General features: G+C 71.5%; 23 protein-coding genes. 11 read left to right on the forward strand and 12 right to left on the reverse strand.

Annotated features, from left to right (window positions below; genetic code table 11):
- Positions 1-4 precede the first annotated feature (4 nt).
- Positions 5-676, reverse strand: coding sequence for a response regulator transcription factor (locus tag NW895_RS23745; protein WP_289937878.1), 672 nt, complete (start codon positions 674-676; stop codon positions 5-7).
- A gap of 112 nt (positions 677-788) precedes the next feature.
- Positions 789-1,985, reverse strand: coding sequence for a sensor histidine kinase (locus tag NW895_RS23750; protein ID WP_289937879.1), 1,197 nt, complete (start codon positions 1,983-1,985; stop codon positions 789-791).
- A 118-nt stretch (positions 1,986-2,103) separates the two neighbouring features.
- On the opposite strand from NW895_RS23750, the gene NW895_RS23755 reads away from it, so the two are divergent.
- Entirely contained in the window at positions 2,104-3,105 is a 1,002-nt protein-coding gene (locus NW895_RS23755) for an SAM-dependent methyltransferase (RefSeq protein ID WP_289937880.1), read from the forward strand.
- Between the two features lie 24 nt (positions 3,106-3,129).
- On the opposite strand, the gene NW895_RS23760 is transcribed toward NW895_RS23755, so the two are convergent.
- Positions 3,130-4,281, reverse strand: coding sequence for an NADH-quinone oxidoreductase subunit D (locus NW895_RS23760; protein WP_289937881.1), 1,152 nt, complete (start codon positions 4,279-4,281; stop codon positions 3,130-3,132).
- A 31-nt stretch (positions 4,282-4,312) separates the two neighbouring features.
- Here NW895_RS23760 and NW895_RS23765 point away from each other — a divergent pair, with 31 nt between their 5' ends.
- Complete coding sequence (locus tag NW895_RS23765; RefSeq protein ID WP_289937882.1) at positions 4,313-4,855, forward strand: PH domain-containing protein; 543 nt, start codon at positions 4,313-4,315, stop codon at positions 4,853-4,855.
- Positions 4,852-6,207 carry a PH domain-containing protein gene (locus NW895_RS23770; protein ID WP_289937883.1) on the forward strand — a complete coding sequence of 452 codons (1,356 nt, stop codon included), beginning with the start codon at positions 4,852-4,854 and terminating at the stop codon, positions 6,205-6,207. Before NW895_RS23765 ends, NW895_RS23770 begins: the two co-directional genes overlap by 4 nt.
- 37 nt (positions 6,208-6,244) lie before the next feature.
- Here the strand turns inward: NW895_RS23770 and NW895_RS23775 are convergent, their stop codons facing one another.
- Both NW895_RS23775 and NW895_RS23780 read right to left on the reverse strand, forming a co-directional pair.
- Complete coding sequence (locus NW895_RS23775) at positions 6,245-7,615, reverse strand: hypothetical protein (RefSeq protein ID WP_289937884.1); 1,371 nt, start codon at positions 7,613-7,615, stop codon at positions 6,245-6,247.
- A 150-nt stretch (positions 7,616-7,765) separates the two neighbouring features.
- Positions 7,766-8,884, reverse strand: coding sequence for an alpha/beta hydrolase-fold protein (locus NW895_RS23780; protein WP_289937885.1), 1,119 nt, complete (start codon positions 8,882-8,884; stop codon positions 7,766-7,768).
- Between the two features lie 229 nt (positions 8,885-9,113).
- Between NW895_RS23780 and NW895_RS23785 the strand changes: the two genes are divergently transcribed.
- The 6 genes from NW895_RS23785 to NW895_RS23810 all read left to right on the forward strand — a co-directional run bounded on the left by NW895_RS23785 (position 9,114) and on the right by NW895_RS23810 (position 14,273).
- On the forward strand, positions 9,114-10,925 hold the full coding sequence (locus tag NW895_RS23785; protein ID WP_289937887.1) for a phosphatidylglycerol lysyltransferase domain-containing protein: 1,812 nt from the start codon (positions 9,114-9,116) through the stop codon (positions 10,923-10,925).
- Positions 10,926-11,095: 170 nt separating this feature from the next.
- Entirely contained in the window at positions 11,096-11,977 is an 882-nt protein-coding gene (gene folP, locus NW895_RS23790) for a dihydropteroate synthase (protein WP_289937888.1), read from the forward strand.
- Complete coding sequence (locus NW895_RS23795) at positions 11,974-12,477, forward strand: nuclear transport factor 2 family protein (RefSeq protein WP_289937889.1); 504 nt, start codon at positions 11,974-11,976, stop codon at positions 12,475-12,477. The genes folP and NW895_RS23795 overlap by 4 nt, the downstream gene beginning before the upstream one ends.
- 284 nt (positions 12,478-12,761) lie before the next feature.
- Positions 12,762-13,121 (forward strand): dihydroneopterin aldolase, encoded by a 360-nt coding sequence (gene folB / locus NW895_RS23800; protein WP_289937890.1) that lies wholly within the window; start codon positions 12,762-12,764, stop codon positions 13,119-13,121.
- A complete protein-coding gene (gene folK / locus NW895_RS23805; protein WP_289937891.1) occupies positions 13,118-13,729 on the forward strand; it encodes a 2-amino-4-hydroxy-6-hydroxymethyldihydropteridine diphosphokinase in 612 nt (203 codons plus the stop codon). Before folB ends, folK begins: the two co-directional genes overlap by 4 nt.
- 55 nt (positions 13,730-13,784) lie before the next feature.
- The gene (locus tag NW895_RS23810; RefSeq protein ID WP_289937894.1) at positions 13,785-14,273 is read left to right on the forward strand and encodes a DUF3180 domain-containing protein; all 489 of its coding nucleotides are present in this window, start codon (positions 13,785-13,787) and stop codon (positions 14,271-14,273) included.
- Positions 14,274-14,277: 4 nt separating this feature from the next.
- Here NW895_RS23810 and folE read toward each other — a convergent pair whose 3' ends face one another.
- From folE to dacB, 6 genes are all read right to left on the reverse strand, one after another.
- Entirely contained in the window at positions 14,278-14,883 is a 606-nt protein-coding gene (folE, locus tag NW895_RS23815) for a GTP cyclohydrolase I FolE (protein ID WP_289937895.1), read from the reverse strand.
- Positions 14,884-15,012: 129 nt separating this feature from the next.
- Complete coding sequence (gene ftsH / locus NW895_RS23820; protein WP_289938315.1) at positions 15,013-17,052, reverse strand: ATP-dependent zinc metalloprotease FtsH; 2,040 nt, start codon at positions 17,050-17,052, stop codon at positions 15,013-15,015.
- 187 nt (positions 17,053-17,239) lie between these two features.
- Entirely contained in the window at positions 17,240-17,800 is a 561-nt protein-coding gene (gene hpt, locus NW895_RS23825) for a hypoxanthine phosphoribosyltransferase (protein WP_031115895.1), read from the reverse strand.
- Positions 17,801-17,861: 61 nt separating this feature from the next.
- Entirely contained in the window at positions 17,862-18,890 is a 1,029-nt protein-coding gene (tilS, locus tag NW895_RS23830) for a tRNA lysidine(34) synthetase TilS (RefSeq protein ID WP_289937897.1), read from the reverse strand.
- A 192-nt stretch (positions 18,891-19,082) separates the two neighbouring features.
- Complete coding sequence (locus NW895_RS23835) at positions 19,083-20,222, reverse strand: zinc-dependent metalloprotease (RefSeq protein ID WP_289937898.1); 1,140 nt, start codon at positions 20,220-20,222, stop codon at positions 19,083-19,085.
- 147 nt (positions 20,223-20,369) lie between these two features.
- On the reverse strand, positions 20,370-21,992 hold the full coding sequence (gene dacB / locus NW895_RS23840) for a D-alanyl-D-alanine carboxypeptidase/D-alanyl-D-alanine-endopeptidase (protein WP_289937899.1): 1,623 nt from the start codon (positions 21,990-21,992) through the stop codon (positions 20,370-20,372).
- A gap of 79 nt (positions 21,993-22,071) precedes the next feature.
- On the opposite strand from dacB, the gene NW895_RS23845 reads away from it, so the two are divergent.
- Positions 22,072-22,563, forward strand: a complete 492-nt coding sequence (locus NW895_RS23845) for an inorganic diphosphatase (RefSeq protein WP_031115900.1) — start codon at positions 22,072-22,074, stop codon at positions 22,561-22,563.
- A gap of 107 nt (positions 22,564-22,670) precedes the next feature.
- Positions 22,671-24,329 carry a threonine/serine exporter family protein gene (locus NW895_RS23850; RefSeq protein ID WP_289937900.1) on the forward strand — a complete coding sequence of 553 codons (1,659 nt, stop codon included), beginning with the start codon at positions 22,671-22,673 and terminating at the stop codon, positions 24,327-24,329.
- A 21-nt stretch (positions 24,330-24,350) separates the two neighbouring features.
- Here the strand turns inward: NW895_RS23850 and NW895_RS23855 are convergent, their stop codons facing one another.
- Entirely contained in the window at positions 24,351-25,298 is a 948-nt protein-coding gene (locus tag NW895_RS23855; RefSeq protein ID WP_289937902.1) for a VTT domain-containing protein, read from the reverse strand.
- Positions 25,299-25,356 lie beyond the last annotated feature (58 nt).

The following is a 25,356-nucleotide window of genomic DNA, read 5'->3' on the forward strand; positions in this document are numbered from 1 at the left end:
CCCGTCAGCCCTGTCCGCCCGCCCGCACCAGGCCCGTCTCGTACGCCAGGACGACCACCTGCACCCGGTCCCTGAGGCCCAGCTTGGTCAGGATGCGGCCCACGTGCGTCTTCACGGTCGCCTCCGACAGCACGAGCCGGGCCGCGATCTCGCCGTTGGACAGTCCCTGCGCGACCAGCACCATGACCTCCCGCTCACGGTCGGTGAGCCGCTCCAGCTCCTTGTGCTGGGGGTCCTTGCCCGTGCCGGGCAGCATCGGCGCGAAGCGGTCCAGGAGGCGCCGGGTGGTGGAGGGCGCGACCACCGCGTCCCCGCTGTGCACGGCACGGATCGCGGCCAGCAGCTCGCCGGGCGGCACGTCCTTGAGCATGAAGCCGGACGCACCGGCCTTCAGCGCGGAGAAGGCGTACTCGTCGAGGTCGAAGGTGGTCAGGATCAGCACCTTCGGCGGGTCGGTGTCCGCGCAGATGCGGCGGGTGGCCTCCACACCGTCCAGCTTCGGCATGCGGACGTCCATCAGGACGACGTCCACGGCGGTCGAACGCAGCACCTGGAGGGCCTCCACGCCGTCGCCCGCCTCCGCGACGACCTCCATGTCCGGCTGGGCGGCGAGCACCATCCGGAACCCGGTGCGCAGCAGCACCTGGTCGTCGACGAGCATCACGCGGATCGTCATCGGGGCCTCTTCCGTGTTCCGTCGCTGGGACCGGCAGGGTGTCACCGGTGTCAAAGGGTTGTTCCAGGTGTCAAGGGTTGTTACAGGTGTCAACAAGGGGCGCGCGTCGGCCTCAATGCGCCGGTTTGAGCGGCAGCAGGGCACTGATGCGGAATCCTCCGCCGGGGCGCGGTCCCGCGTCCAGGGTGCCGCCGACCATGCCGACCCGCTCCCGCATGCCGATCAGGCCGTGGCCCTGGCCGTCGAGGCCGCCCTCCTCGTACAGCTCGTGCGGGGCGCCCTTGCCGTCGTCCTCGACGAGCAGGCCGAGCCCGTCGTCGAAGTACACCAGGCGCACGCTCGCCCCCGCGTTCGGCCCGCCGTGCTTGCGGGTGTTGGTGAGCGCCTCCTGCACGATGCGGTACGCGGTGAGCTCGACGCCGCTGGGCAGCGGGCGCGGCGTGCCCTCGACCTTGAAGTCGACGGGCAGGCCCGAGCCACGGCACTGCTCGACGAGCTCCTCGATCTGCTGGACGTCGGGCTGCGGCACGTACTCACCGGCCTCCTGGTGCTCGCCGGTGCGCAGCACGCCGAGCAGGCGGCGCATCTCGGCGAGGGCCTGGCGGCCGGTGGAGGAGATCGTCTCCAGGGCCTTCTTCGCCTGGTCGGGCGCGGCATCGAGGACGTAGGCGGCGCCGTCGGCCTGGACGACCATCACCGAGACGTTGTGCGCGACGACGTCGTGCAGCTCGCGCGCGATCCGGGCGCGTTCGGCGGCGACCGCTACCTTGGCCTGCGCCTCGCGCTCCTTCTCCAGCCGGGCGGCACGCTCCTCCAGCTGCGCGAAGTAGGCGCGGCGGGTGCGGATGGAGTCGCCGAGCACCCAGGCAAGGGCGAACGGCACCGTCTTGAGGACCACGAGCGCGATATTGCCCGCGACACCGGTCTGTTCGGTCGGCCAGCGCAGCTGCGCCAGGCTCGCCGCGCACAGGCCGACCGCGAGCGCGAGCCTGGAGGCCCAGCGGGCGCCGTTCGCGGCCACGGTATAGGTGATCACCAGCAGGGCGAAGTCGGCGGGCATCGTCGCGACGTCCAGCGCCAGCTGGGCCAGGCCGACTCCGATGGCGAGCAGCAGCATCCTCTCCGGCATGCGCCGGCGCAGCGCGATCACCAGGCACAGCAGGAGCGCGAGCGGCACGACCACCGCTGGTGAGTCCTCGGCGCCCCGCTGGGTGGACTCACTCACCAGCGAGATCCCGAACAGGACGACGGCCCAGACGCTGTCGACCCACGTCGGGTACCTGCGGAGGAAGTCATAGAGGCGCTGCACGTAACCCAGCGTAAAGAAGCGTGATGTGTGCAGGGGTCAACCGGAGGACCGATCCGCACAGGGCGCGCCTACTCCCCAAGGTGGAGTTTTGTTTATTGCGTGCGCTTAGCCTGAGCCGGTGACAGCACGGACGGCGGGCGAGACGGGCGAGTGGCGTGGGTGGCGGGCGGCCGTGGAGGCCGCCCTGTACGGGCCGGGTGGCTTCTACCGCAGGCCCGAGGGCCCGGCCGGGCACTTCCGTACGTCCGTGCACGCGTCGCCGCTGTTCGCCGGTGCCGTGGCGCGGCTGCTGTGCCGGGTGGACGAGGCGCTGGGGCGGCCCGCGCGGCTCGACTTCGTCGACATGGCGGCCGGGCGGGGCGAGCTGGTCACCGGGGTCCTCGCCGCGCTGCCCGCCGAGGTGGCCGCACGCGCGCGTGCAGTCGCCGTCGAGGTCGCCGACCGCCCCGTCGGCCTCGATCACCGGATCGAGTGGCTCACCGAGCCGCCCCAGGGGGTGACGGGGCTGCTGTTCGCCAACGAGTGGCTGGACAACGTACCGGTGGACGTCGTGGAGGTGGACTCCGCCGGCGTACCGCGCCGGGTGCTGGTCCGGGAGGACGGGACCGAGCGGCTGGGGGAGCCGGTCTCCGGGGCAGAGGCGGCCTGGCTGGCGCGATGGTGGCCGCTGCCGGGCGAGGAGGGGGTGCGGGCCGAGATCGGGCTGCCCCGGGACACCGCGTGGGCGTCGGCCGTCTCCGCGGTCGCACACGGACTCGCCGTCGCCGTCGACTACGCGCACACGCTGGACACCAGGCCGCTCTTCGGGACGCTCACCGGCTTCCGGGAGGGGCGCGAGACGGCGCCCGTGCCGGACGGGTCGTGCGACATCACGGCGCACGTCGCACTGGACGCCTGCGCGCTCCCCGGCGCACGCCTGCTGACGCAACGCGAGGCCCTGCACGCCCTGGACCTCACAGGCGCACGCCCCCCGCTGGCGCTGGCCTCCACCAACCCCTCGGAGTACGTACGCGCCCTCGCGAGCGCGGGAGAGGCCGCCGAGCTCACCGCACCCGGCGGACTGGGCGACTTCGGGTGGCTGCTCCAGCCGGTTGGAATCCCAGACGTACTCCCCCGGTGAGGGAGGTACGCCACCGGTGAGGAGCTACTTGTCGATGTCCCCCACGACGAAGAACATCGACCCGAGGATCGCCACCATGTCCGCGACCAGCGTCCCCGGCAGCAGCTCGGTGAGCGCCTGGATGTTGTTGTACGAGGCCGACCGCAGCTTCAGCCGGTACGGGGTCTTCTCGCCCTTGCTGACCAGGTAGTAGCCGTTGATGCCGAGCGGGTTCTCGGTCCACGCGTAGGTGTGCCCCTCGGGCGCCTTCAGCACCTTGGGAAGCCGCTGGTTGATCGGCCCCGGCGGCAGTTCGGCGAGCCGGTCGAGGCAGGCGTCGGCGAGATCGAGGGCGTTGTGCGTCTGCTCCAGGAGGCATTCGAAGCGGGCGAGGCAGTCGCCCTCCTGCCGGGTGACGACCTTCAGGGTGTCCTGCAGCTCGCCGTACGCGAGGTAGGGCTCGTCGCGGCGCAGATCGAAGTCGACGCCCGAGGCGCGCGCGATCGGCCCGCTGACACCGTAGGCGTGCACGGTTTCCGGCGTCATGGTGCCCACACCGCGCGTGCGCCCCCGGAAGATCTCGTTGCCGAGCACCAGGTCGTCGAAGACGTCCATGCGCGAGCGCACAGCGGCGACGGCGGCACGCGCGCGTGCGGTCCATCCGGCCGGCAGGTCCTCCTTGAGGCCGCCGACGCGGTTGAACATGTAGTGCATACGGCCGCCGGAGACCTCCTCCATGACGTTCTGGAGCGTCTCGCGCTCCCGGAACGCGTAGAAGACGGGGGTGATGCCGCCGAGCTCCAGCGGGTAGGAGCCGAGGAACATCAGGTGGTTGAGGACCCGGTTCAGCTCCGCGAGCAGCGTCCGCGTCCACACCGCGCGCGTGGGCACCTCCATACCGAGCATGCGCTCCACGCCGAGGACCACGCCCAGCTCGTTGGAGAACGCCGACAGCCAGTCGTGGCGGTTGGCGAGGACGATGATCTGGCGGTAGTCGCGCGCCTCGAACAGCTTCTCCGCGCCGCGGTGCATGTAGCCGATCACCGGCTCCGCGCGCGTGATGCGCTCGCCGTCGAGGACCAGCCGCAGCCGCAGCACGCCGTGCGTGGACGGGTGCTGGGGCCCGATGTTGAGCACCATGTCGGTGCTCTCCGCGGCGCCGCCGATACCGACCGTGGTCTCCGTCGTAGGAGTCATGGACACAGTCTCTCCTACGTACGCTGACCCCATGGAAACGGGGAGCCCGGACGACCCGGGCAGGGCGGGGACGGCGGAACCATCCGAGACGGCGGAACCATCCGCGACAGCGGAACCGGTGTGGACCGGGCTGCCGCCGGGGCTGCTGCGGATGCGGCGTCTGTTGCTGGTGGTGTGGATGGGCATGCTCGCGCTCGGCCTCGGCCTGCTGCTGGGGCTGCTGGCCGGCCCCGCCTGGGCGGCGTTCGCGCTGCTGCCGCTGGCGCTCATGGTGTGGGGCTGGGGACTGCTGGAGCGCAACTGGCGGTCCTGGCGGTACGCCGAGCGCGCCGACGACCTGCTGATCAGCCGGGGCGTGCTGTGGCGGGAGCAGACGGTCGTGCCGTACGGGCGGATGCAGCTGGTGGAGGTCACCTCGGGGCCGGTGGAGCGGCACTTCGGGCTGGCCAGCGTGCAGCTGCACACGGCCGCGGCGGCGACCGACGCGACCATCCCCGGCCTCGACCCGGCCGAGGCGGAACGGCTGCGTGACCGGCTCACCGAGCTGGGCGAGGCACGATCGGCGGGGCTGTGACGGCGCCGGAGACCCAGGACGGCCTGGTCGAGCGGCGGCTGCACCCCGTCACGCCGCTCAGGCGGGCATGGGCGCCGGTCGCCGTACTCATCGGGTGGGCCGTGCACGACCCCGGCCAGGCGCACCGCCAGCTGAACCGCCTGACGACGACCACGCTGCTGATCGGCCTCGCCGTGCTCCTCCCGGCCGCCGCCCTCTACGGCTTCCTGACCTGGTGGTTCACCCACTTCGCGGTGACCGACACGGAGCTGCGGATCCGTACCGGCCTGATGTTCCGGCGCACCGCGCACATCCGGCTCGAACGGATCCAGGCCGTCGACGTCACCCAGCCGCTGCTCGCGCGCATCGCGGGGGTCGCCAAGCTCAGACTCGACGTCATAGGAACCGACAAAAAGGATGAACTCGCCTTCCTGGGCGCCGACGAGGCACGTGCCCTGCGGGCCGAGCTGCTCGCGCGGGCGGCCGGTTTCGCGCCCGAGACCGCGCATGAGGTCGGTGAGGCACCGTCGACGCCGTTGCTGCGCGTGCCGCCGCGCGTCCTCGCCGTCTCGCTGCTGCTGACCGGCGCGACCTGGGGCTCGCTGGCCGCCGCCCTCGTCGTACCGCCGCTGCTGTGGCTGGCCACCCACAGCCTGTGGACGGTCCTCGCGACCGCCGTGCCGCTGCTGGGCGGGGCGGGGGCGAGCAGCGCGGGACGGTTCGTCGGCGAGTACGACTGGACGGTGGCCGAGTCCCCGGACGGGCTGCGTATCGACCACGGGCTGCTGGACCGCGCCCACGAGACGGTGCCGCCGGGGCGGGTGCAGACCGTGCGGATCGTGGAGCCGCTGCTGTGGCGGCGGCGCCGGTGGGTGCGGGTGGAGCTGGACGTGGCCGGGTCGTCCAACTCGGTGCTGTTGCCGGTCGCTCCGCGCGAGATCGCCGAGTCCGTCATCGCGCGCGTGCTGCCCGGCGTGTCCGTGCCGCCGCGGTCGGCGCTGTCCCGGCCCCCGCGGCGGGCCCGTTGGTGTGTGCCGGTGTGGTGGCGGGGGCACGGGATCGTGGTCACCGACGCCGTGTTCGCGGCGCGGTACGGACTGCTGCGACGCAGGCTGGCGCTGGTGCCGCACGCCAAGGTGCAGAGCGTACGGGTCACCCAGGGGCCCTGGGAGCGGTTCTGGCGGGTCGCCGACGTGCACGTGGACACCGGCGCCGGCAACACCGTGACAGCGCGCCTGCGGGACGCCGAGGAGGCGGCGGAGCTGTTGCGGGGCCAGGCGGAGCGCTCACGGACGGGACGGCGGGATGCGCGGCCGGACCGGTGGATGGCCCAGGGGTGCTGTCCGGACAGCACCCCTGGGCCCAGGGCCTGAAAGACGGTCAGGCCGCGTCGGTCCGGCCGGGCCGGCGTCAGGAAGCCGCGCTCCGCAGCCTCTGGACGTCGATCTGCTCCGTCTCGTCGTGGGCCGTCAGGTCGATGACCTGGCCGGCGCGGAGGGCCCCCTCGTCCGCCGGCTTGTACTGGGCCTCGGTCTCGGCCTTGTGGAGGGCGAGAGCCTCCTGGCCGACCACGTCCGCGAGGTCCTCGTTCTGCACGGCCTCCAGGGCGGCCCGGGAGGTGGCGTCGTTCTCTTCGTTCTCTTCCTTCGTGCCGAAGAAGTCGAACCCGCCCTCGGCCGTCGCGCGCCGCGCGGGAGCGGCCGGTACGACGGCCACCGCGGGAGGCACGGTGAAGTGCCCGGAGGGCTGCTGAACGGGCGGCGCGGGCTCGGCCGGGGTGGTGGCGGCGGCCGCGTGCTGATGCCCGTCGACCGCCTCGGGCTGCCCCTGCGCCTCGTCCTCCCGCGCGGCCGAGCCCTGCGAGGACCCGTCACCCTCGGAAGCCCCCCGGGAAGCCGCCTCGGTCCGGGCCGCTCCCTCGGCCTTGGAAGCCACGTCTGCCTTGGAGGCCCCGTCTACCTTGGGAGCCCCGTCGGCCGGGGAAGGCCCCTCGCCCCGGGACGCGCCGTCGGCCGGGGAAGGCCCCTCGGCCCGTGACGCCCCCTCGGCCGGGGAAGGCCCCTCGGTACGGGAGATGCTCTCGGCCCCAGCAGCGACGCCATCGGGCTCCGAAGCGCCCTCGCCCTTCGCACCCCCACCGCCGTCGCCGTCACCGCCGCCGTCGAACCGCGCCAACGCCGCGCCGGCCCGCACGAACAGCTGGGCTCCCTCCGGGGAGAACACCGCGGGAACCTTCGGCTCCCCGGCGGTCTCCGCCCCGGCCTCCCCCTCGGCCTGCTTCTCCGGTTCCTGAGCGGACCCCGCCTCCAGCGCACGCGTCGGAACCGCGGCCTCTATCTCCAGCAGACGGCGCCCCTCCAGGGCGCTCGCCCGCTCGGTCTCCGCCGTGGCGTACCGCCGCAGCAGCGCCGCGTGCTCGTTGCGCAGCCCCGCCAGCTCCGTACGCTTGGCCCGCAGCCGGTGCTCCAGCTTGACGCGCAGCTCGCGCGACTCCTCCAGGTCGGCCTCCAGTTCGGCGACCCGCTCCTCATAGCGCCACTCGTCGCTCGCACGCGCGCGCGTGAGGTCGGCGACGCGCTTGCCGGCCTGCGTGTCCCAGCGGCGCATGACGACCGCGCCGACGACCGCCGTGGCCGCCGCTGCCGCGGCCAGCGAGCGGAGCACCGTCGGCTCCGAGAACACCCAGGGACCCAGGGCGCAGACGAGGGAGACGCCTGCGATCGCCGACGGGGGAAGCAGCCTGTGCAGGGGCGGGGAATGGCGGTGACGTCCACGTGGCATGGCCAGAAACTTACCGCGCGTAGGCGAACCTTGGCTCCCCCGCCCCGCAAAAATACCGGCATCTCCGAAGCGTTCACATGACACAGAAGTGTTCACACGACTTCGGAAACACCCGGCCCGATGACAGGCACCCGAATATCCAAGATCATTTCACCGGTCGCTCAGCCGGCCACTGATCCACTCCAGCGTCGCCGGAATCTCCCGTCGCCAGGTATTGAAGTTGTGGCCGCCGCTATTGAGGATGATCGACGAGATCCGCGTCAGCTCCTTGGCCTTCACGCGCTCGATGAACTTCAGCGTGTCCTTGTAGTTGGACTCGCCCGCCTTGCTGCTGGTGACCAGCAGGGAAGTGTCGGGCGCCGGCAGGTGCCTGAGGCACCACCACAGATCCGCCCGGTTCCTGCGTTCCCTGTCGCCTTGGAAGAGGTCACCCGTCGTGGGGTCGATCGGCGCCTTGTAGTACGGGGACAGTCCCGCCCCGGCGGCGAATACGGCGGGATGGTGCATGGCGAGCTTCAGCGCGCAGTAGCCGCCCGTCGAGTTGCCGATGACGCCCAGAGTTCCCGGCTTTTCGGCCACCCTGTAGTGCGCGCGCACGGCCTCGGGAAGGTCCTTGGCGAAGAACGACTCGGTCTGCGGCCCGCCCGGGATGTCCACGCATTCCGTGTCGCGGGGCGGCGCCACCGTCGGCCGCAGCATCACCAGGATCATCGGCCGCATCCGGCCCTCGCGGGCCAACCTCAGTGCCGTACGCGGATAGTGGAGCCTGTCCACCAGCGCCGCCGCCGTACCCGGGTAGCCGGTCAGCACGACGGCCGCGGGGAACGTACGGGTGCGGTACCGCGGCTGGAAGTACTCCGGCGGCAGGTACACGTACGCGGGCGTGGCGATACGGGTCGTACGGCCCACGATCTCCACCTTCTGGATCTGCCCGCCGGCCTGCCGCACCTCCCCGGCCGTCCCCTTCACCGACCGCGTGTCCACCACCCGGACAGGGCCGTCGCCCGGCGTGTGGTCGACCACCACCCCCTGGTCGTCCTCCTGCCCGAACAGGTCCGCCCAACTGGCGTAGAAGCCGAAGGCCTGGTTGGCGGCGAGGCCCACCGCCGCGAAGAGCGCCACCTGGGTGCCGAGCAGCAGGCCGACACGCCCGCTGACGGCCCGCAGGCTCCGCCGGGCCAGCCGTGGCCACAGCCACACCGTGCCGGCGAACAGCAGCACGGCCGACAGGACCGCCAGCACCAGCACCAGGTTGCTCGTGAGACCCATGGATGTACCCGCCTGCGCTTTCCGCCCGGCCCGCGCCGCGATCACTTGGTCGCGAGGTCTTGTCCCGGACTTTCCTTGGCCTTTGAAGCAGCTTTGAGGAGGGGAGTGAACCTCTCCCCCTGAGACACCGTCCTAGAGGGCGCAATGTCGCCGGATGCCCGAATCGGCACCGGATCCAAGGTCTCTCATGGAACTATGGGATGCGATGTCTGTCAGGACAGATGAGGAAATGTCGGGCGGGGTTCCGAACCGATCCAGCCGGGTGCGCCGTGTGCTGCGCGGCCCGCGCCCCGAGGCCGTGCCCGTCCTCGTCGGCAGAGCCTGCGCCGTCGTCGGCCTCCTCGACATCGCCGCAGGCGTCTTCCCGCGCTTCCGGCACAGCCGCATGCACACCTTCGCGGAGGTGCTGCCCGGCGCCCTCGGCCCGTTCGCGGCCGCGCTGTCGCTGAGCGTCGGCGTCCTGTTGCTGCTGCTCGCCCACGGTCTCAAGCGCTCCAAGCGCCGGGCGTGGCGGTGCGCCGTGGCGCTGCTGCCGGCCGGCGCCGTCGCGCAGTTCACCTACCGGCACTCCCCGCTGGGCGCGCTCATCTCCCTCGCGCTGCTCGTGGCCCTGCTGCGCCACCGCGACCAGTTCGCCGCCCTGCCCGACCCGCGCAGCCGGTGGCGGGCCCTCGCCAACTTCGTCCTCATGGGGGCCGGTTCGCTGGCCCTGGGGCTGGTCATCGTCAGCGCTCACTCCGAACGCATGGTCGGCGATCCCAGCCTGGCCGACCGTCTGACCCATGTCATCTACGGCCTGTTCGGCTTCGAGGGTCCGGTCGACTACCAGGGCGACACCTCCTGGACGGTCGCCTTCTCCCTCGGCGCCCTCGGCCTGCTCACCGCCATCACCACCCTCTACCTGGCCTTCCGCCCCGAACATCCGGCCGCACGCCTCACCGAGGAGGACGAGGCGCGGCTGCGGGCCCTGCTGGAGAAGCACGGTGGCCGTGACTCCCTCGGCCACTTCGCGCTGCGTCGCGACAAGGCCGTCGTCTTCTCCCCCAGCGGCAAGGCGGCGGTGACGTACCGCGTCGTCTCCGGCGTGATGCTCGCCAGCGGCGACCCGATCGGCGACGTCGAGGCCTGGCCCGGCGCCATCGAGCGCTTCATGGACGAGGCCAGGGCCCACTCCTGGACACCCGCCGTCATGGGCTGCTCCGAGACCGGCGGCGAGGTGTGGACCCGGGAGACCGGGCTCGACGCCCTCGAACTGGGAGACGAGGCGGTGGTGGACGTCGCGGATTTCTCCCTCGCCGGCCGCGCGATGCGCAATGTGCGCCAGATGGTCAAGCGCATCGAGCGCGCCGGTTACGAGACCCGGGTACGACGTGTCCGTGACCTCGGCGAGGGCGAGCTGGAGCGGATCCGGCAGGCCGCGGAGGACTGGCGCGGCACCGACACCGAGCGCGGCTTCTCCATGGCGCTCGGCCGCGTCGGCGACCCCGCCGACGGCGACTGCCTGATCGCCACCGCGCACAAGGCCGACGCCGAACCCGGCCCCTACGGCGACCTGAAGGCGATCCTGCACTTCGTGCCGTGGGGCGTGGACGGTGCCTCCCTGGACCTGATGCGGCGCGACCGCTCGGCCGACCCCGGCATGAACGAGCTGCTGATCGTGGCCGCGCTCCAGGCGGCCCCCAGGTTCGGCATCGCACGCGTCTCCCTGAACTTCGCGATGTTCCGCTCGGCGCTCGCGCGCGGCGAGAAGATCGGCGCGGGCCCGGTGCTGCGCGCCTGGCGCGGCCTGCTGGTCTTCCTCTCCCGCTGGTTCCAGATCGAGTCCCTGTACAAGTTCAACGCCAAGTTCCAGCCCCGCTGGGAGCCGCGTTTCGTCGTCTACCGCGCCTCCGGCGACCTGCCCCGCATCGGCTTCGCCGCCATGCAGGCCGAAGGGTTCGTCAATCTCGCCCTGCCGCTGCCGCGCTTCCTGCGCCGCCGCGCCCACGCCCCGCGCCCGTGCGCCCACGGCACGGCGGAACGGGGCGTCCGCGCCGCCTGACCGGCCCGCCGACCGCCGGCCGGGCGACGCCCCCAGGACAGGCCCGAGCGGAAGCCCCGCCCCCCAGCCCCGAAGGCTTCCGCTCGGGCCGCACGGACGGCCCCGATCGGGCGTACGGGAAACAAAAGCCCAAGCCAGCCCCGCACCCGCCCACGGCCTACGCTGAACACATGAGCAATCAGACCGGCCGCCGCCACGTGGCGGGCCTTCCCGCTTGGGACCGCTGCGCGGTCATGGGAGTCGTGAACGTGACCCCCGATTCCTTCTCCGACGGCGGCCGCTGGTTCGACACGACGGCCGCCGTGAAGCACGGCCTCGCCCTGGTCACCGAGGGCGCCGACCTGGTGGACGTCGGGGGCGAGTCCACCCGTCCCGGCGCCACCCGCGTCGACGAGGCGGAGGAGCTCAGGCGTGTCATCCCCGTGGTCCGGGGCCTCGCCTCCGAGGGCGTCACGGTCTCCGTCGACACCATGCGGGCCTCCGTCGCCGAGCAGGCGCTCGCGGCCGGTGCCGCCCTCGTCAACGACGTCAGCGGCGGCCTCGCCGACCCCCGGATGATCCCGGTCGTCGCGGACGCCGGCGCCCCCTTCGTCGTCATGCACTGGCGCGGCTTCCTGCAGGGCGGCAACGTCAAGGGCGTGTACGACGACGTCGTCGCCGAAGTCGTCGACGAGCTGCACGCGCGCGTGGAGGCCGTCCTGGAGGGCGGTATCGCCGCCGACCGCATCGTCGTCGACCCCGGCCTCGGCTTCTCCAAGGACGCCGACCACGACCTCGCCCTCCTCGCCCGCCTCGACCGGGTGCTGGGTCTCGGCCACCCGCTGCTCGTCGCCGCCTCCCGCAAGCGGTTCCTCGGCCGTGTCCTCGCCGGCCCCGAAGGCGCCCCGCCGCCCGCCCGGGAGCGCGACGCCGCCACCGCCGCCGTCTCGGCGCTCGCGGCGCAGGCCGGCGCGTGGGCGGTGCGCGTGCACGAGGTGCGCGCGACGGCGGACGCGGTACGGGTCGCCCGCGCCATCGAGGAGGCGCGCGACGGTGTAGAAGGAGCCCGGTGAGCGCCCCCCACACGGACGTCGAACAGGTCGAGGCCGCCAACACCGCCTTCTACGAGGCCTTGGAACGGGGCGACTTCGAAGAGCTGTCCTCTCTCTGGCTCACCCCCTCCGACCTGGGCGTCGACGAGACGTACCACGACCCGGCGGACACCGGCGTGGTCTCCTGCGTGCACCCGGGCTGGCCCGTCCTCACCGGCCGCGGCGAGGTCCTCAGGTCCTACGCGCTGATCATGGCGAACACCGACTACATCCAGTTCTTCCTCACCGACGTGCATGTCTCCGTCACCGGCGACACCGCCCTGGTGACCTGCACCGAGAACATCCTCAGCGGCGGTCCCGCCCCCGAGGGCGGGGAGGAACTCGGCCCGCTCGTCGGCCAGCTCGTGGTCGCCACGAACGTGTTCCGGCGCACGCCCTCCGGCTGGAAGCTCTGGTCGCACCACGCCTCTCCCGTTCTGACCGAAAACGACGAGGAGGAAGGCGACGAAACCCCCTCCTGAGTGGGTAGGCGCCCCTCAGGCACCAGCCAGGGCACGGCACGGATCGGCCCACGGGACACCCGGGAGTGGTTGGAATCACCTACCGCGGGGTAGGGGCGGCTACCAACCCGTGAGCCACCGGGTTCCCCAGGGGAAACGCACGGTGAAACCTGTGGCCCAGGCCCGGGCCCACGCCCCCGTGGCCCGGCCCTGTCGGTGCCCGCAGGTAGATTCGACGTCAGACCGCCGTGCCGCCCGCACACGGCACGGAGCGGCCGAGACCGACGACTGCAGGAGTGATTCGCGTGGATCGTGTCGCGCTGCGCGGCCTGAGGGCCCGCGGGCACCACGGTGTGTTCCCCAAGGAGCGCGAGGAGGGCCAGACCTTCCTCGTGGACCTCGTCCTTGGCCTGGACACCCGGCCGGCCGCGGCCGACGACGACCTGGCGAAGACGGTGCACTACGGCATCGTGGCCGAGGAGGTCGTGGCCGTCGTCGAGGGCGAGCCCGTCAACCTCATCGAGACGCTCGCCGAGCGCATCGCCCAGGTCTGTCTGAAGCACGAGGGGGTCCAGGAGGTCGAGGTCGCCGTCCACAAACCGGACGCGCCGATCACCGTCCCCTTCGACGACGTGACCGTCACCATCACCCGGAGCCGAGTATGACCGCGTTCTTCACCGAGGGTCACAGCGACCCGACCGTACAGCCGGTACCCGCCTCCGTCGTCGAGAAGGTCGACGCCGCCGACACCACGCTGCAGAACCCGAAACGGGCCGTGGTCTCCCTCGGCTCCAACCTCGGCAACCGACTGGAGACCCTCCAGGGCGCCATCGACGCGCTGGAGGACACCCCGGGCGTCCGCGTCAAGGCGATCTCCCCGGTGTACGAGACGGAGCCGTGGGGCGTCGAGCCCGGCACCCAGCCCTCGTACTTCAACGCGGTCGTGGTCCTCAAGACCACCCTGCCCCCGTCCTCCCTCCTGGAGCGGGCGCACGCCGTCGAGGAAGCCTTCCACCGCGTACGGGACGAACGCTGGGGCCCGCGCACCCTCGACGTCGACATCGTCGCGTACGCCGACGTCGTCACCGACGACCCGCAGCTCACCCTCCCCCACCCGCGCGCCCATGAACGCGCCTTCGTCCTCGCCCCCTGGCACGACGTGGACCCCGCGGCCCAGCTGCCCGGCCGCGGCGCGGTCGCCGAGCTCCTCGGCACGGTCACCCGGAACGGCGTCGCGCCACGCCAGGACCTGGAACTCCGGCTCCCCGAGTAGTCGTTAAGGTCGAGACGACCACAGTCCGGGCATCCGGGGGAACTGAAGGGACACCGTGAGAGAGCTGCGCATCAGGGTGCTGGCAGGCGTCTTCGTCGTCGCCGGAGTCCTGTCCTGGGCGGGCGCCCGCCTCTGGAACTCGATCGGGACCCTCCCCAGCGTCCCCCTCGCCGCACCCATCGTCCTCGCCGTGATCGCCGCGATTCTGCTGGCCACGGCGCTCTCGATCCGCGCCCGTCTGAAGGCCCAGCGCGAGCGCCGGCCCGAGGCCAAGGGCGTCGACCCCCTGATGGCGGCCCGCGCGGTCGTCTTCGGCCACGCCAGCGCCCTGGTCGCGGCCCTCGTCGCCGGCATGTACGGCGGCGTCGGCGTCTTCCTCCTGGAGTCCCTCGACATCCCGGCCCGTCGCGACCAGGCCATCTACGCCGGCTTCTCGGTCCTGGCAGGCGTCGGCATCATAGCGGCGGCCATCTTCCTGGAGCGCGTGTGCAAGCTCCCGGAGGACGACGAACACAACGGGGCGGGGGCGGCTCCGGCGGCGTGAGGCGTCAGTGGGCCATGATGAGGCTCATCGCCTCGTTGCGGGTGGCGGAGTCCCGCAGCTGGCCACGCACCGCCGACGTGATGGTCTTCGCCCCGGGCTTGCGGACTCCGCGCATGCTCATGCACATGTGCTCGCACTCCACGACGACGATCACCCCGCGCGGCTCAAGGATCTTCATCAGGGAGTCGGCGATCTGTGTGGTGAGCCGCTCCTGCACCTGCGGCCGGCGGGCGTAGACGTCCACGAGCCGCGCCAGCTTCGACAGACCCGTGATCTTGCCGTCGGCGGACGGGATGTACCCGACGTGGGCGACGCCGACGAACGGCACCAGATGATGCTCACAGGAGCTCAGGACCTCGATGTCCTTCACGAGCACCATCTCGTCGTGCCCCAGGTCGAAGGTCGTGGTCAGCACGTCCTCGGGCTGCTGCCACAGGCCCGCGAATATCTCCCTGTACGCCCGCGCCACCCGCGCCGGCGTCTCCCGAAGCCCCTCGCGGTCCGGGTCCTCGCCGACCGCGATCAGCAGTTCCCGTACGGCGTTCTCGGCGCGCTTCTCGTCGAACTCGCCGATCGGTCCCTCGCCGTCCAGCATCACGGGGTCGGTCATGTGGTGCCTCGTTCCTGTGTGTCCTCTGGGAACGGCATGCGGAAATGGCGCAATGCCGCGCCCCCCAGGCTAGAACCTGGGGGGCGCGGCATTCATTCCGGGCCGGGCGGGCCGCCGGGAGGACCCCGGTCAGCTCTCGGGGCGGTCCTCCGGGGCTCGCTCGGGCGCCGGGGCGGGGTCCGCCGCGGTGCTCTTGGCGGTGGAGATCGCCGCCGTGGCGCCGTTCGCGCCGTTCGTCAGGGCCAGCTCCTTGGGGGAGAGCACCGGCGGACGGGTGGACGGCGTACGCCGGGAGGATCCGGTCCAGGCGGGCCGCGGCGGGCGCTTGACGACCGGGGCGAAGATCTCGGCGATCTCCTCCTTGCCCAGCGTCTCCTTCTCCAGGAGGGCCAGGACGAGGTTGTCGAGGACGTCGCGGTTCTCGACCAGGATCTCCCAGGCCTCGTTGTGCGCGGTCTCGATGAGCTTCTTGACCTCTTCGTCGACGAGCGCGGCGACCTCTTCCGAGTAGTCGCGCTGGTGAGCCATCTCACGTCCGAGGAACGGCTCGCTGTTGTCGCCGCCGAACTTGATCGCACCGAGGCGCTCGGTCATGCCGTACTGCGTGACCATCGCGCGGGCCAGGTTGGTGGCCTTCTCGATGTCGTTGGCGGCACCCGTCGTCGGGTCGTGGAAGACGAGCTCCTCGGCCGCGCGGCCGCCCAGCATGTAGGCCAGCTGGTCCAGCATCTCGTTGCGGGTCGTGGAGTACTTGTCCTCGTCCGGGAGCACCATCGTGTAGCCGAGGGCCCGGCCTCTCGACAGGATCGTGATCTTGTGGACGGGATCGGAGTTCGGTGAGGCCGCCGCGACCAGGGCGTGGCCGCCCTCGTGGTACGCGGTGATCTTCTTCTCCTTGTCCGACATGATCCGGGTCCGCTTCTGCGGGCCGGCGACCACACGGTCGATCGCCTCGTCCAGCATGTGGTTGTCGATCAGCTTCTGGTCGCTGCGGGCCGTCAGCAGGGCGGCCTCGTTCAGCACGTTGGCCAGATCGGCACCGGTCATGCCGGGCGTGCGGCGGGCGACCGCCGACAGGTCGACGTCGGGAGCGACCGGCTTGCCCTTCTGGTGGACCTTGAGGATCTCCAGACGGCCCTGCATGTCCGGGCGGTCGACGGCGATCTGCCGGTCGAAGCGGCCGGGGCGCAGCAGCGCCGGGTCGAGGATGTCGGGCCGGTTGGTCGCGGCGATGAGAATCACACCGCCCTTGACGTCGAAGCCGTCCATCTCGACGAGCAGCTGGTTCAGGGTCTGCTCGCGCTCGTCGTGACCGCCGCCGAGGCCGGCGCCGCGGTGGCGGCCGACCGCGTCGATCTCGTCGACGAAGACGATCGCCGGGGCGTTCGCCTTGGCCTGCTCGAACAGGTCACGGACTCGGGAGGCACCGACACCGACGAACATCTCGACGAAGTCGGAACCGGAGATCGAGTAGAAGGGGACACCGGCCTCGCCCGCGACGGCGCGCGCGAGCAGGGTCTTGCCGGTACCGGGCGGGCCGTACAGCAGCACACCCTTGGGGATCTTCGCCCCGACGGCCTGGAACTTCGCCGGTTCCTGCAGGAACTCCTTGATCTCGTGGAGCTCCTCGACGGCCTCGTCCGCGCCCGCGACGTCCGAGAACGTCGTCTTCGGGGTGTCCTTGGTGATGAGCTTCGCCTTGGACTTCCCGAAGTTCATGACGCGGGAGCCGCCGCCCTGCATCTGGTTCATCAGGAACAGGAAGACGACCACGATCAGGACGAAGGGGAGCAGGGTGAGCAGGATGCCGACGAACGGGTTCTGCTTGGACGGCGAGACCGTGTAGCCGTCCGTGATCTGCTTGTCCTGGTACTTGGCCTGCAGCGTGTTGGCGATGTTCACGCCCTGGTCGCCGATGTAGCTCGCCTGGATCTTCGAGCTGCCCTCGACCTTTTCGCCGTCCTTGAGCTGGACCTTGATGGTCTGCTCGTCGCCGGTGGTCAGCTTGGCCGACTCGACCTTGTTCTCATTGATCGCCTGGACGACCTGGCCCGTGTCCACCGTCTTGTAGCCGCCGGACGAGCCGACGACCTGCATCAACACGACCACGGCAAGGACGGCCAGCACGATCCACATGACCGGCCCACGGAAGTATCGCTTCACGTCCATCCATACGGAGCGGTGCCGCCCCGTCCCTCCTGCCATAGTGAGTTTGATAAAGGCTGTTCTTCGGACGGTACCCCAGCATTGTCACCTGAAGCCGCACGGGACAGCTGGCGATCTCGCCTACGCATGCTCCAACGGCGTGGAGGCCGCCGGGGTTCCCGATCACCGTACGGCGGCTCGGGCCGGGGCCTCAGCCGCCGTAGACGTGGGGCGCGAGCGTACCGACGAACGGGAGGTTGCGGTACTTCTCGGCGTAGTCGAGGCCGTAGCCGACGACGAACTCGTTGGGGATGTCGAAACCGACCCATTCCACGTCGATGGCGACCTTGGCGGCCTCGGGCTTGCGCAGCAGCGTGCACACCTTCAGGGAGGCGGGCTCGCGCGAGCCGAGGTTGGAGATCAGCCAGGACAGCGTCAGGCCGGAGTCGATGATGTCCTCCACGATGAGGACGTGCTTGCCCTTGATGTCGGTGTCGAGGTCCTTGAGGATCCGCACCACACCGGAGGACTGGGTGCCCGCCCCGTACGAGGATACGGCCATCCAGTCCATGGTGACGGGGGTGGACAGCGCCCGGGCGAGGTCCGCCATGACCATCACCGCGCCCTTGAGGACGCCGACGATCAGCAGGTCCTTGCCCGCGTACTCCGCGTCGATCTTCGCGGCGAGCTCGGCCAGCTTCGCGTCGATCTCTTCCTTGGTGATGAGTACCTGCTGAAGGTCGGCACCCATGTCTTTCGCGTCCACCCGCATCACTTTCGGTCGTCCCGCACTTACGGCTCCGGCCGCCCGGCCCCTCCGCGAGGGAGGGGACTCAGCCCTGCCGAATCACCAGTCTGCCACCCTGCCGCTGGGCGACGACCTTGCCGGGGAGATTGATGGCTCCCTGACCGCGCCAGCCGGTGATGAGCCGGTCGACTTCCTCGATGTGGCGGGCGAACAGCGAACCGGCCGGGGCGCCGGCCTCGATGGCGGCGCGGCGCAGGATGCGGCGGCGCACGGCGGACGGCAGGGCGTACAGCTTGGCGCACTCCAGGAGTCCGGCCGCGTCGCGGACGCCGGCCATGGCCTCGCGGGCCCAGGCGTCGAGGGCGTCGGCGTCGTCCCGGGAGAGCTGGGCCGTACGGGCGAGGGCCTCGACGACGCCCTTGCCGAGGGCCTTCTCCAGGGCGGGCAGGCCCTCGTGGCGCAGGCGGGAGCGGGTGTAGGACGGGTCGGTGTTGTGGGGGTCGTCCCAGACGGGGAGGGACTGGACCATGCAGGCCTTGCGGGCGGTCTGCCGGTCGAGCTGGAGGAAGGGGCGGCGGTACCGGCCGCCCAGCCCCGAGACCGCGGCCATCCCGGACAGGGAGCGGATGCCGGAGCCGCGGGCGAGGCCCAGCAGGACGGTTTCGGCCTGGTCGTCGCGGGTGTGGCCGAGCAGGACGGCGGCGGCGCCGTGCCGGGCGGCCGAGGCGTCGAGCGCGGCGTAGCGGGCGTCTCGGGCGGCGGCTTCGGGTCCGCCTTCGCGGCCGACGGTCACGGCGACGGACTCGATCGGGTCGAGGCCGAGTTCACGCAGGCGCTGGACGACTTCCTCGGCGCGGACGTCGGAGCCGGGCTGCAGTCCGTGGTCGACGGTGACGCCGCCGGCGCGGATGCCGAGCTTGGGGGCTTCGAAGGCGAGGGCGGAGGCGAGCGCCATGGAGTCGGCGCCGCCGGAGCACGCCACGAGCACGAGCGGGGAGGGGGTGCGCTCGTGCGGGGTGTGCTCACGCGCCGGGGAGGTCTGGTCGGTGAGGATGTCGTGGAGGACGCGGCGGACCGCCAGGCGTATCGCCGCGACCGCAGGATGGGGACCCATGTCCGGTTCCCTTCATGAAGTTTTCGGGGGGTGAGCCCGAGTTCGGTCACTCAGAGTGTGTAGATGGTGACAGAAATGGGCCGTTCCCCGAGCATCGCACGCCTACCCATCGCTCACGGTCCCTCGGACGGGTGATTGAAGGGGCGTTTGCCTGCCGTCGGCCGCATCCGCTTCACGACTTTCGCACGCTGTTCACGCCTCGGGCCTGCGATGCACCCGCGCGATCCAGTCCGCCGGTTTGGCGATCTCCGCCTTGGTGGGGAGGGTGTTGGGGGAGGTCCACACCCGGTTGAAGCCGTCCATGCCGACCTCGTCCACCACGGACCGCACGAAGCGCTCGCCGTCCTTGTACTGCCTCAGCTTGGCGTCCAGGCCCAGCAGCTTGCGCAGGGCCATGTCGAGCCGGGAGGCGCCCTTGGCGCGGCGCTGCTGGAACTTCTCGCGGATCTCCGCGACGGTCGGCACGACGTCCGGTCCGACGCCGTCCATGACGAAGTCGGCGTGGCCTTCCAGCAGGGACATCACGGCGGTGAGGCGGCCGAGGATCTCCCGCTGGGCGGGTGTCTGCACGATCTCCACCAGGGACCGTCCGCCGTCGTCCTCCTCGCCCTCGGGGCGGCCGCCCGCCAGCGACTGGGCGGCTTCCCGGACGCGTTCCAGGACGGTCATGGGGTCGACGTCGGTCTCCCCGAGGAAGGACTGGATCTCGCCCTCCAGGTGGTCCCGCAGCCAGGGCACCGCCGTGAACTGCGTGCGGTGCGTCTCCTCGTGCAGGCACACCCACAGGCGGAAGTCGTGGGGCTCCACGTCGAGTTCGCGCTCCACGTGGACGATGTTCGGGGCGACGAGCAGCAGGCGGCCACCGCCACTCGGTGCATCGGGCGGGCCGCCGGCCGGGAGCTCGCGGGTGGGCGGGGCGAAGGTCTCGTACTGGCCGAGGACGCGGGAGGCCAGGAAGGACAGCAGCATGCCGAGCTCGACGCCGGTGACCTTGCCGCCGACGGCACCCAGGACCGCGCCGCCGGGGGTGTTGCTGCGCCGCTCCTGCATCTTCTCCAGCAGCGGCTTGAGGATTTCCCGGAACCCGGCGACGTTCGCCCGGACCCAGCCCGGGCGGTCGACGACGAGGACGGGGGTGTCGTGGGCCTCGTCGGTGCCCAGACGAGTGAAGCCCCGGACGTGTCCCTCCGAGGCTTTGGCATGCCGGCGCAGTTCCGCGACGACGGCCCGGGCCTCGTCGCGACTCACCTCAGGGCCCGGCCGTACGAGCCGGGTCGCGGTCGCCACCGCGAGATTCCAGTCGACCATCTCGGCACCACCGATGCTCGTCATGCGTCAACCGTACGTGAGCACCGCCGCTGGGGGCAGGGCGAAGAGGGGTCGGCCGGGTGGGCCCGAGCTTCTGGGGTGCCGGGTGTTGTGGCTGGGGTCTTTGCGTCGGAAGGGGCCGGCGTCCGGTTCCAGCCGGTCGCGACACGCCTACCGGCACCCGCACGCCGCCAGAGCCGTGGCCGCCCTGTCCAGGGCCGACTGGGCCGCCGGCGGGTTGGCCGTGTCCGAGGTCAGGAAGGCGAACGCCAGGAGGCGGCCGCTCTGGTCCACGACCGTTCCCGCCAGCGTGTTCACGCCTGTCAGGGTGCCGGTCTTCGCTCGTACGAGGCCGGCGGCGCCGTCGGTGTAACGGCTGGTCAGGGTGCCGGTGAAGCCTGCGACGGGGAGGCCGGTGAGGACCGGGCGGAGTTCGGGGTGGGCGGGGTCGGCCGACTTGGCCAGGAGGGCCGTGAGCAGGTCGGCGGAGAGGCGGTCGGCACGGTCCAGGCCGCTGCCGTCGTGGAACTCGGTGCCCTTCAGGGGCAGGTCCAGCTTCTTCAGGGCGGCGGCGACGGCGGACGCGCCGCCCGCGAAGTCGGCCCGCTTCCCCGCCGCCACGGCGGTCTGGCGCAGGAGGGCCTCGGCGATGTCGTTGTCGCTGTTGGTCAGCATCCGCTCGACCAGGGCGGAGAGCGGGGGCGAGGAGACCTCGGCCAGCGGCTCCGCGCGGTTCGTCGCCTTGGACGGGCCGGGAGCGGTGGTCCTGATGCCCTGGTCCGCGAGGAAGCCGGCGAACTTGTGGGCCGCGTCCGCCGCCGGGTCGGGGACGCGCGGGGCCGGGCCGCTGGTCGAGTCGTCCGTGCGGGCCTCGTCGGCCATCAGGGGGCTGACGCGGGCGAGGTTGTCGTTGACGCCGATCGGGTGCATGTCGGAGCCGGCGTAGAGGGTGGTGTCGTAGGAGAGGGTGATCTCGCGCAGGTCGCGCTTCTTCAGGGCCGCCGCCGTCCTGTCGGCCAGGGTGCGCAGGCTGGCGTTGCCGTCGGCGTTCTCGCGGGCGGTGAGGGTGGGGTCGCCGCCGCCGACGAGGACGAGTTCCCGCGTGTCCGGTTCGAGTGCGGCGCGGGTGGTGAGGCGGTGGTCGGGGCCCACCGAGGACAGGGCGGCCACGGCGGTGGCGATCTTGGTGGTGGAGGCGGGGGTGAGGGCGTCGCCGGGTGCGGCGCCGTAGAGGCGTGCGCCGGTGGCGACGTCCACGACGGCCGCCGCGGTACGGGAGCCGAGCGCCGGGTCCTTCAGCAGCGGGTCGAGGACGTCCGCGAGGGCCTTGCCGTCCGGCTCCGCCTTCGCCCGGCCCGCGGCGCCGCCGAGGCCGGTCAGCACGGAGGCGGCGCTGGGGGCGGGCCGCGGTGCCCCGGCGGCCGTACCGCGACCGTGATCTACGCCACCCGTGTGGTCCAGTGCCACGGCCCGGTCCCGCTCGGCCGTACGCTGACCCGTGGAGTCCCAGGGGCCGGCGACGGTCACCGCACCGGCGGCGAGCGCCAGCCCGGCGGTCGCGGCGCCCGCCGTGTACTGCCAGGTCCTGACGGTCTTCGGCCTCGTGATCCGCGCAAGCTGCGGCTTCGTGGCCCGCGCGAGCCGCGCGACCCGCGGCCGGGCGGCCGTCGCGGCCCGTGCGAGGCCCGGTCGTACCGCCCCCGCGGCGCGCGCCAGACGCGGTCGTACGGCGTCCGCGACCCGCGCCACATGCGGTCTCGCGGCCCGCCAAGGCCTCAGCTCCGGCACGCCCACCAGCCCCTTTCGCGATCACACACCTGCGTGAGGGACACTTAACCACCAGAACTATGTGCTGATCATGGAGGAGCCACCGGTGGAGTTCGACGTCACGATCGAGATCCCGAAGGGTTCGCGCAACAAGTACGAGGTGGACCACGAGACCGGTCGAATCCGCCTGGACCGGCGACTCTTCACCTCGACCGCCTACCCGACCGACTACGGCTTCGTCGAGAACACCCTCGGCGAGGACGGCGACCCGCTGGACGCGCTGGTCATCCTCGACGAGCCGACGTTCCCGGGCTGCCTCATCAAGTGCCGCGCGATCGGCATGTTCCGCATGACGGACGAGGCCGGCGGCGACGACAAGCTGCTGTGCGTGCCGGCGACCGACCCGCGCGTGGAGCACCTGCGTGACATCCACCACGTGTCCGAGTTCGACCGCCTGGAGATCCAGCACTTCTTCGAGGTGTACAAGGACCTGGAGCCCGGCAAGTCGGTCGAGGGCGCCAACTGGGTGGGCCGCACGGACGCCGAGGCGGAGATCGAGCGGTCCTACAAGCGCTTCAAGGAGCAGGGCGGCCACTGAGACGCCGCATGGGTAACGGGCCGCACGCGAACGCGTGCGGCCCGTGTGCGTTTGGGTGCGCATACTGAGGGCTACTGGAGGGGTGTCGTACAGGGGAGCGCTACGGAGTGACACAGACGGAGGACCGTAAGCCGCGGTCGGACGAGGCGAGGAGTGCCTTCGACTCCGAGATCACGTCCGAGTTCGCGATCCCCGACGGGCTGGCCTTCCCCAGGGCCGGTACGGAGCCGGAGACGACGTCCGAGTTCGCCGTGCCGGAGGGGCTGGAGGTGCCTCAGGTCCAGCAGGCCGAGCCCGAGGGATCGGCGTTCAGCCCGCCCAGCACGTACAGCGCCAAGCAGGCTCCGGCGTTCACCCCGCCGAACGGGGTGCCGATCGTCAGCCTGACCAAGGACGTGCCCTGGCAGGACCGGATGCGCACCATGCTGCGCATGCCGGTGGCCGATCGGCCCGCGCCGGAGCCGGTGCAGCGGGCGGAGGAGGGCGGTCCCGCCGTCCCGCGCGTGCTGGACCTGACGTTGCGTATCGGCGAGCTGCTGCTGGCGGGCGGTGAGAGCGCGGAGGACGTGGAGGCGGCGATGTTCGCCGTCTGCCGGTCGTACGGCCTGGACCGCTGCGAGCCGAACGTCACCTTCACGCTGCTGTCGATCACGTACCAGCCGTCGCTGGTCGACGACCCGGTGACGGCGTCCCGGACCGTGCGCCGCCGGGGCTCCGACTACACGCGGCTGGCGGCCGTCTACCGGCTGGTGGACGACCTCAGCGACGAGGAGACGCAGGTCTCCCTGGAGGAGGCCTACCGGCGGCTCGCGGAGATCCGCCGCAACCGGCACCCGTACCCCACCTGGGTGCTGACGCTGGCGAGCGGGCTGCTCGCGGGCGCGGCCTCCGTGCTCGTCGGCGGTGACGTGGTCGTGTTCCTGGCGGCCATGGCCGGCGCCATGTTCGGCGACCGGCTGGCGTGGCTGTGCGCGGGGCGGGGACTGCCGGAGTTCTACCAGTTCATCGTGGCCGCGATGCCACCGGCCGCGCTCGGTATCGCGCTCACACTGGCGCATGTGGAGGTGGAGGCGTCCGCGGTCGTCACCGGTGGACTGTTCGCGCTGCTGCCGGGGCGGGCGCTGGTGGCGGCCGTGCAGGACGGACTGACGGGCTTCTACATCACCGCCTCGGCGCGCCTGCTGGAGGTCATGTACCTGTACGTCGGCATCGTCGTCGGCGTGCTGCTCATGCTGTATTTCGGGGTGCAGGTGGGCGCCGAGCTGAGCCCCGACACGGCGCTGGCGGGCAGCAATGGGCCCGTGTGGCAGATCGCCGCCGCGATGCTGCTGTCGCTGACCTTCGCGGTGCTGCTGCAGCAGGAACGATCCACCGTGCTGTGGGCGACCCTCAACGGGGGTGTCGCGTGGTGCGTGTACGGCGCGATGCACTACGCCGGTGATATCTCGCCGGTGGCCTCCACGGCCGTCGCGGCGGGGCTGGTGGGTCTGTTCGGGCAGCTGCTGTCCCGGTACCGGTTCGCTTCGGCGCTGCCGTACACGACCGCGGCGATCGGGCCCCTGCTGCCGGGGTCGGCCACGTACTTCGGGCTGCTGGCGATCGCGCAGAACGAGGTTGATCAGGGGCTGGTCTCGCTGACCAAGGCCGCCGCGCTGGCGATGGCCATTGCGATCGGGGTGAACCTCGGCTCCGAGATGTCCCGGATGTTCCTGAAGATCGGGTCGGCCGAGAAACGGCGGGCCGCCAAGCGGACGCGGGGATTCTGACGCCGCGCCGCCTGGTCGGTTTCAGTGCCCCTGGTTGTACGGGTGCTGCTGGCCCTGCTGGGGGTAACCCTGCGGGTACTGCTGCTGGCCGTAGTACTGGTCCTGATACTGCTGATTCCCGTACTGCTGGTCCTGGTACTGCTGGTTTCCGTACTGCTGGTCCTGGTACTGCTGGTTCCCGTACTGCTGGTCCTGGTACTGCTGGTTCCCGTACTGCTGCTGGCCGTAGCCCTGGTGCGAGCCGTACTGCTGCTGGTCCTGGTGGGCCGGCTCGACGCGGCGCAGCTGGGTCGTGGCGTCGTCCATCACGGGGGGCTGCGCCTGGGCGGCCGGGGCGTCGGCGGCGGCGCGCTTCTTCCTGGAGCGCTCACGCAGGTACTCGATGATGATCGGCACCACGGAGACCAGGACGATCAGAACGAGGATCGCCTCGACGTTCTTCTTGATGAACCCGATCTGGCCCAGCCAGTAGCCCGCAAGGGTGACGCCGGTGCCCCAGGCGATGCCGCCGATGACGTTGTAGGTCAGGAACGTGCGGTACTTCATGCGGCCGGCGCCCGCCACGATGGGGGCGAAGGTGCGCACGATCGGCACGAAGCGGGCGAGGACGATCGCCTTGGGGCCGTACTTCTCCATGAACTCGTGGGCCTTGTCCAGGTTCTCCTGTTTGAAGAGCTTGGAGTTGGGGCGGTTGAAGAGCTTCGGACCCAGGAACTTCCCGATCATGTAGCCCACTTGGTCACCGATGACGGCGGCGAGCACGATCAGCGTGCACACCAGCCACAGGGGCTGGCTGATGTAGGTCCCCTCGGCCACGAAGAGGCCCGCGGTGAACAGCAGCGAGTCGCCGGGCAGGAAAGCGAAGAGACCGGACTCGGCGAAGACGATCAGCAGGATGCCGGGCAGGCTGAAGGTCTCGATCAGATAGTCCGGGCTGAGCCACTCGGGGCCGAGCGCAAGCGTGGTCACGGGAATGTGGCTCCTGCTGTGGGGTACGGGCTGGGGCTGGCTGCCCAAACGTATCAAC

Origin of the sequence: Streptomyces sp. S.PNR 29, from assembly GCF_030386795.1 — a bacterium.
Lineage (GTDB): Bacteria > Actinomycetota > Actinomycetes > Streptomycetales > Streptomycetaceae > Streptomyces.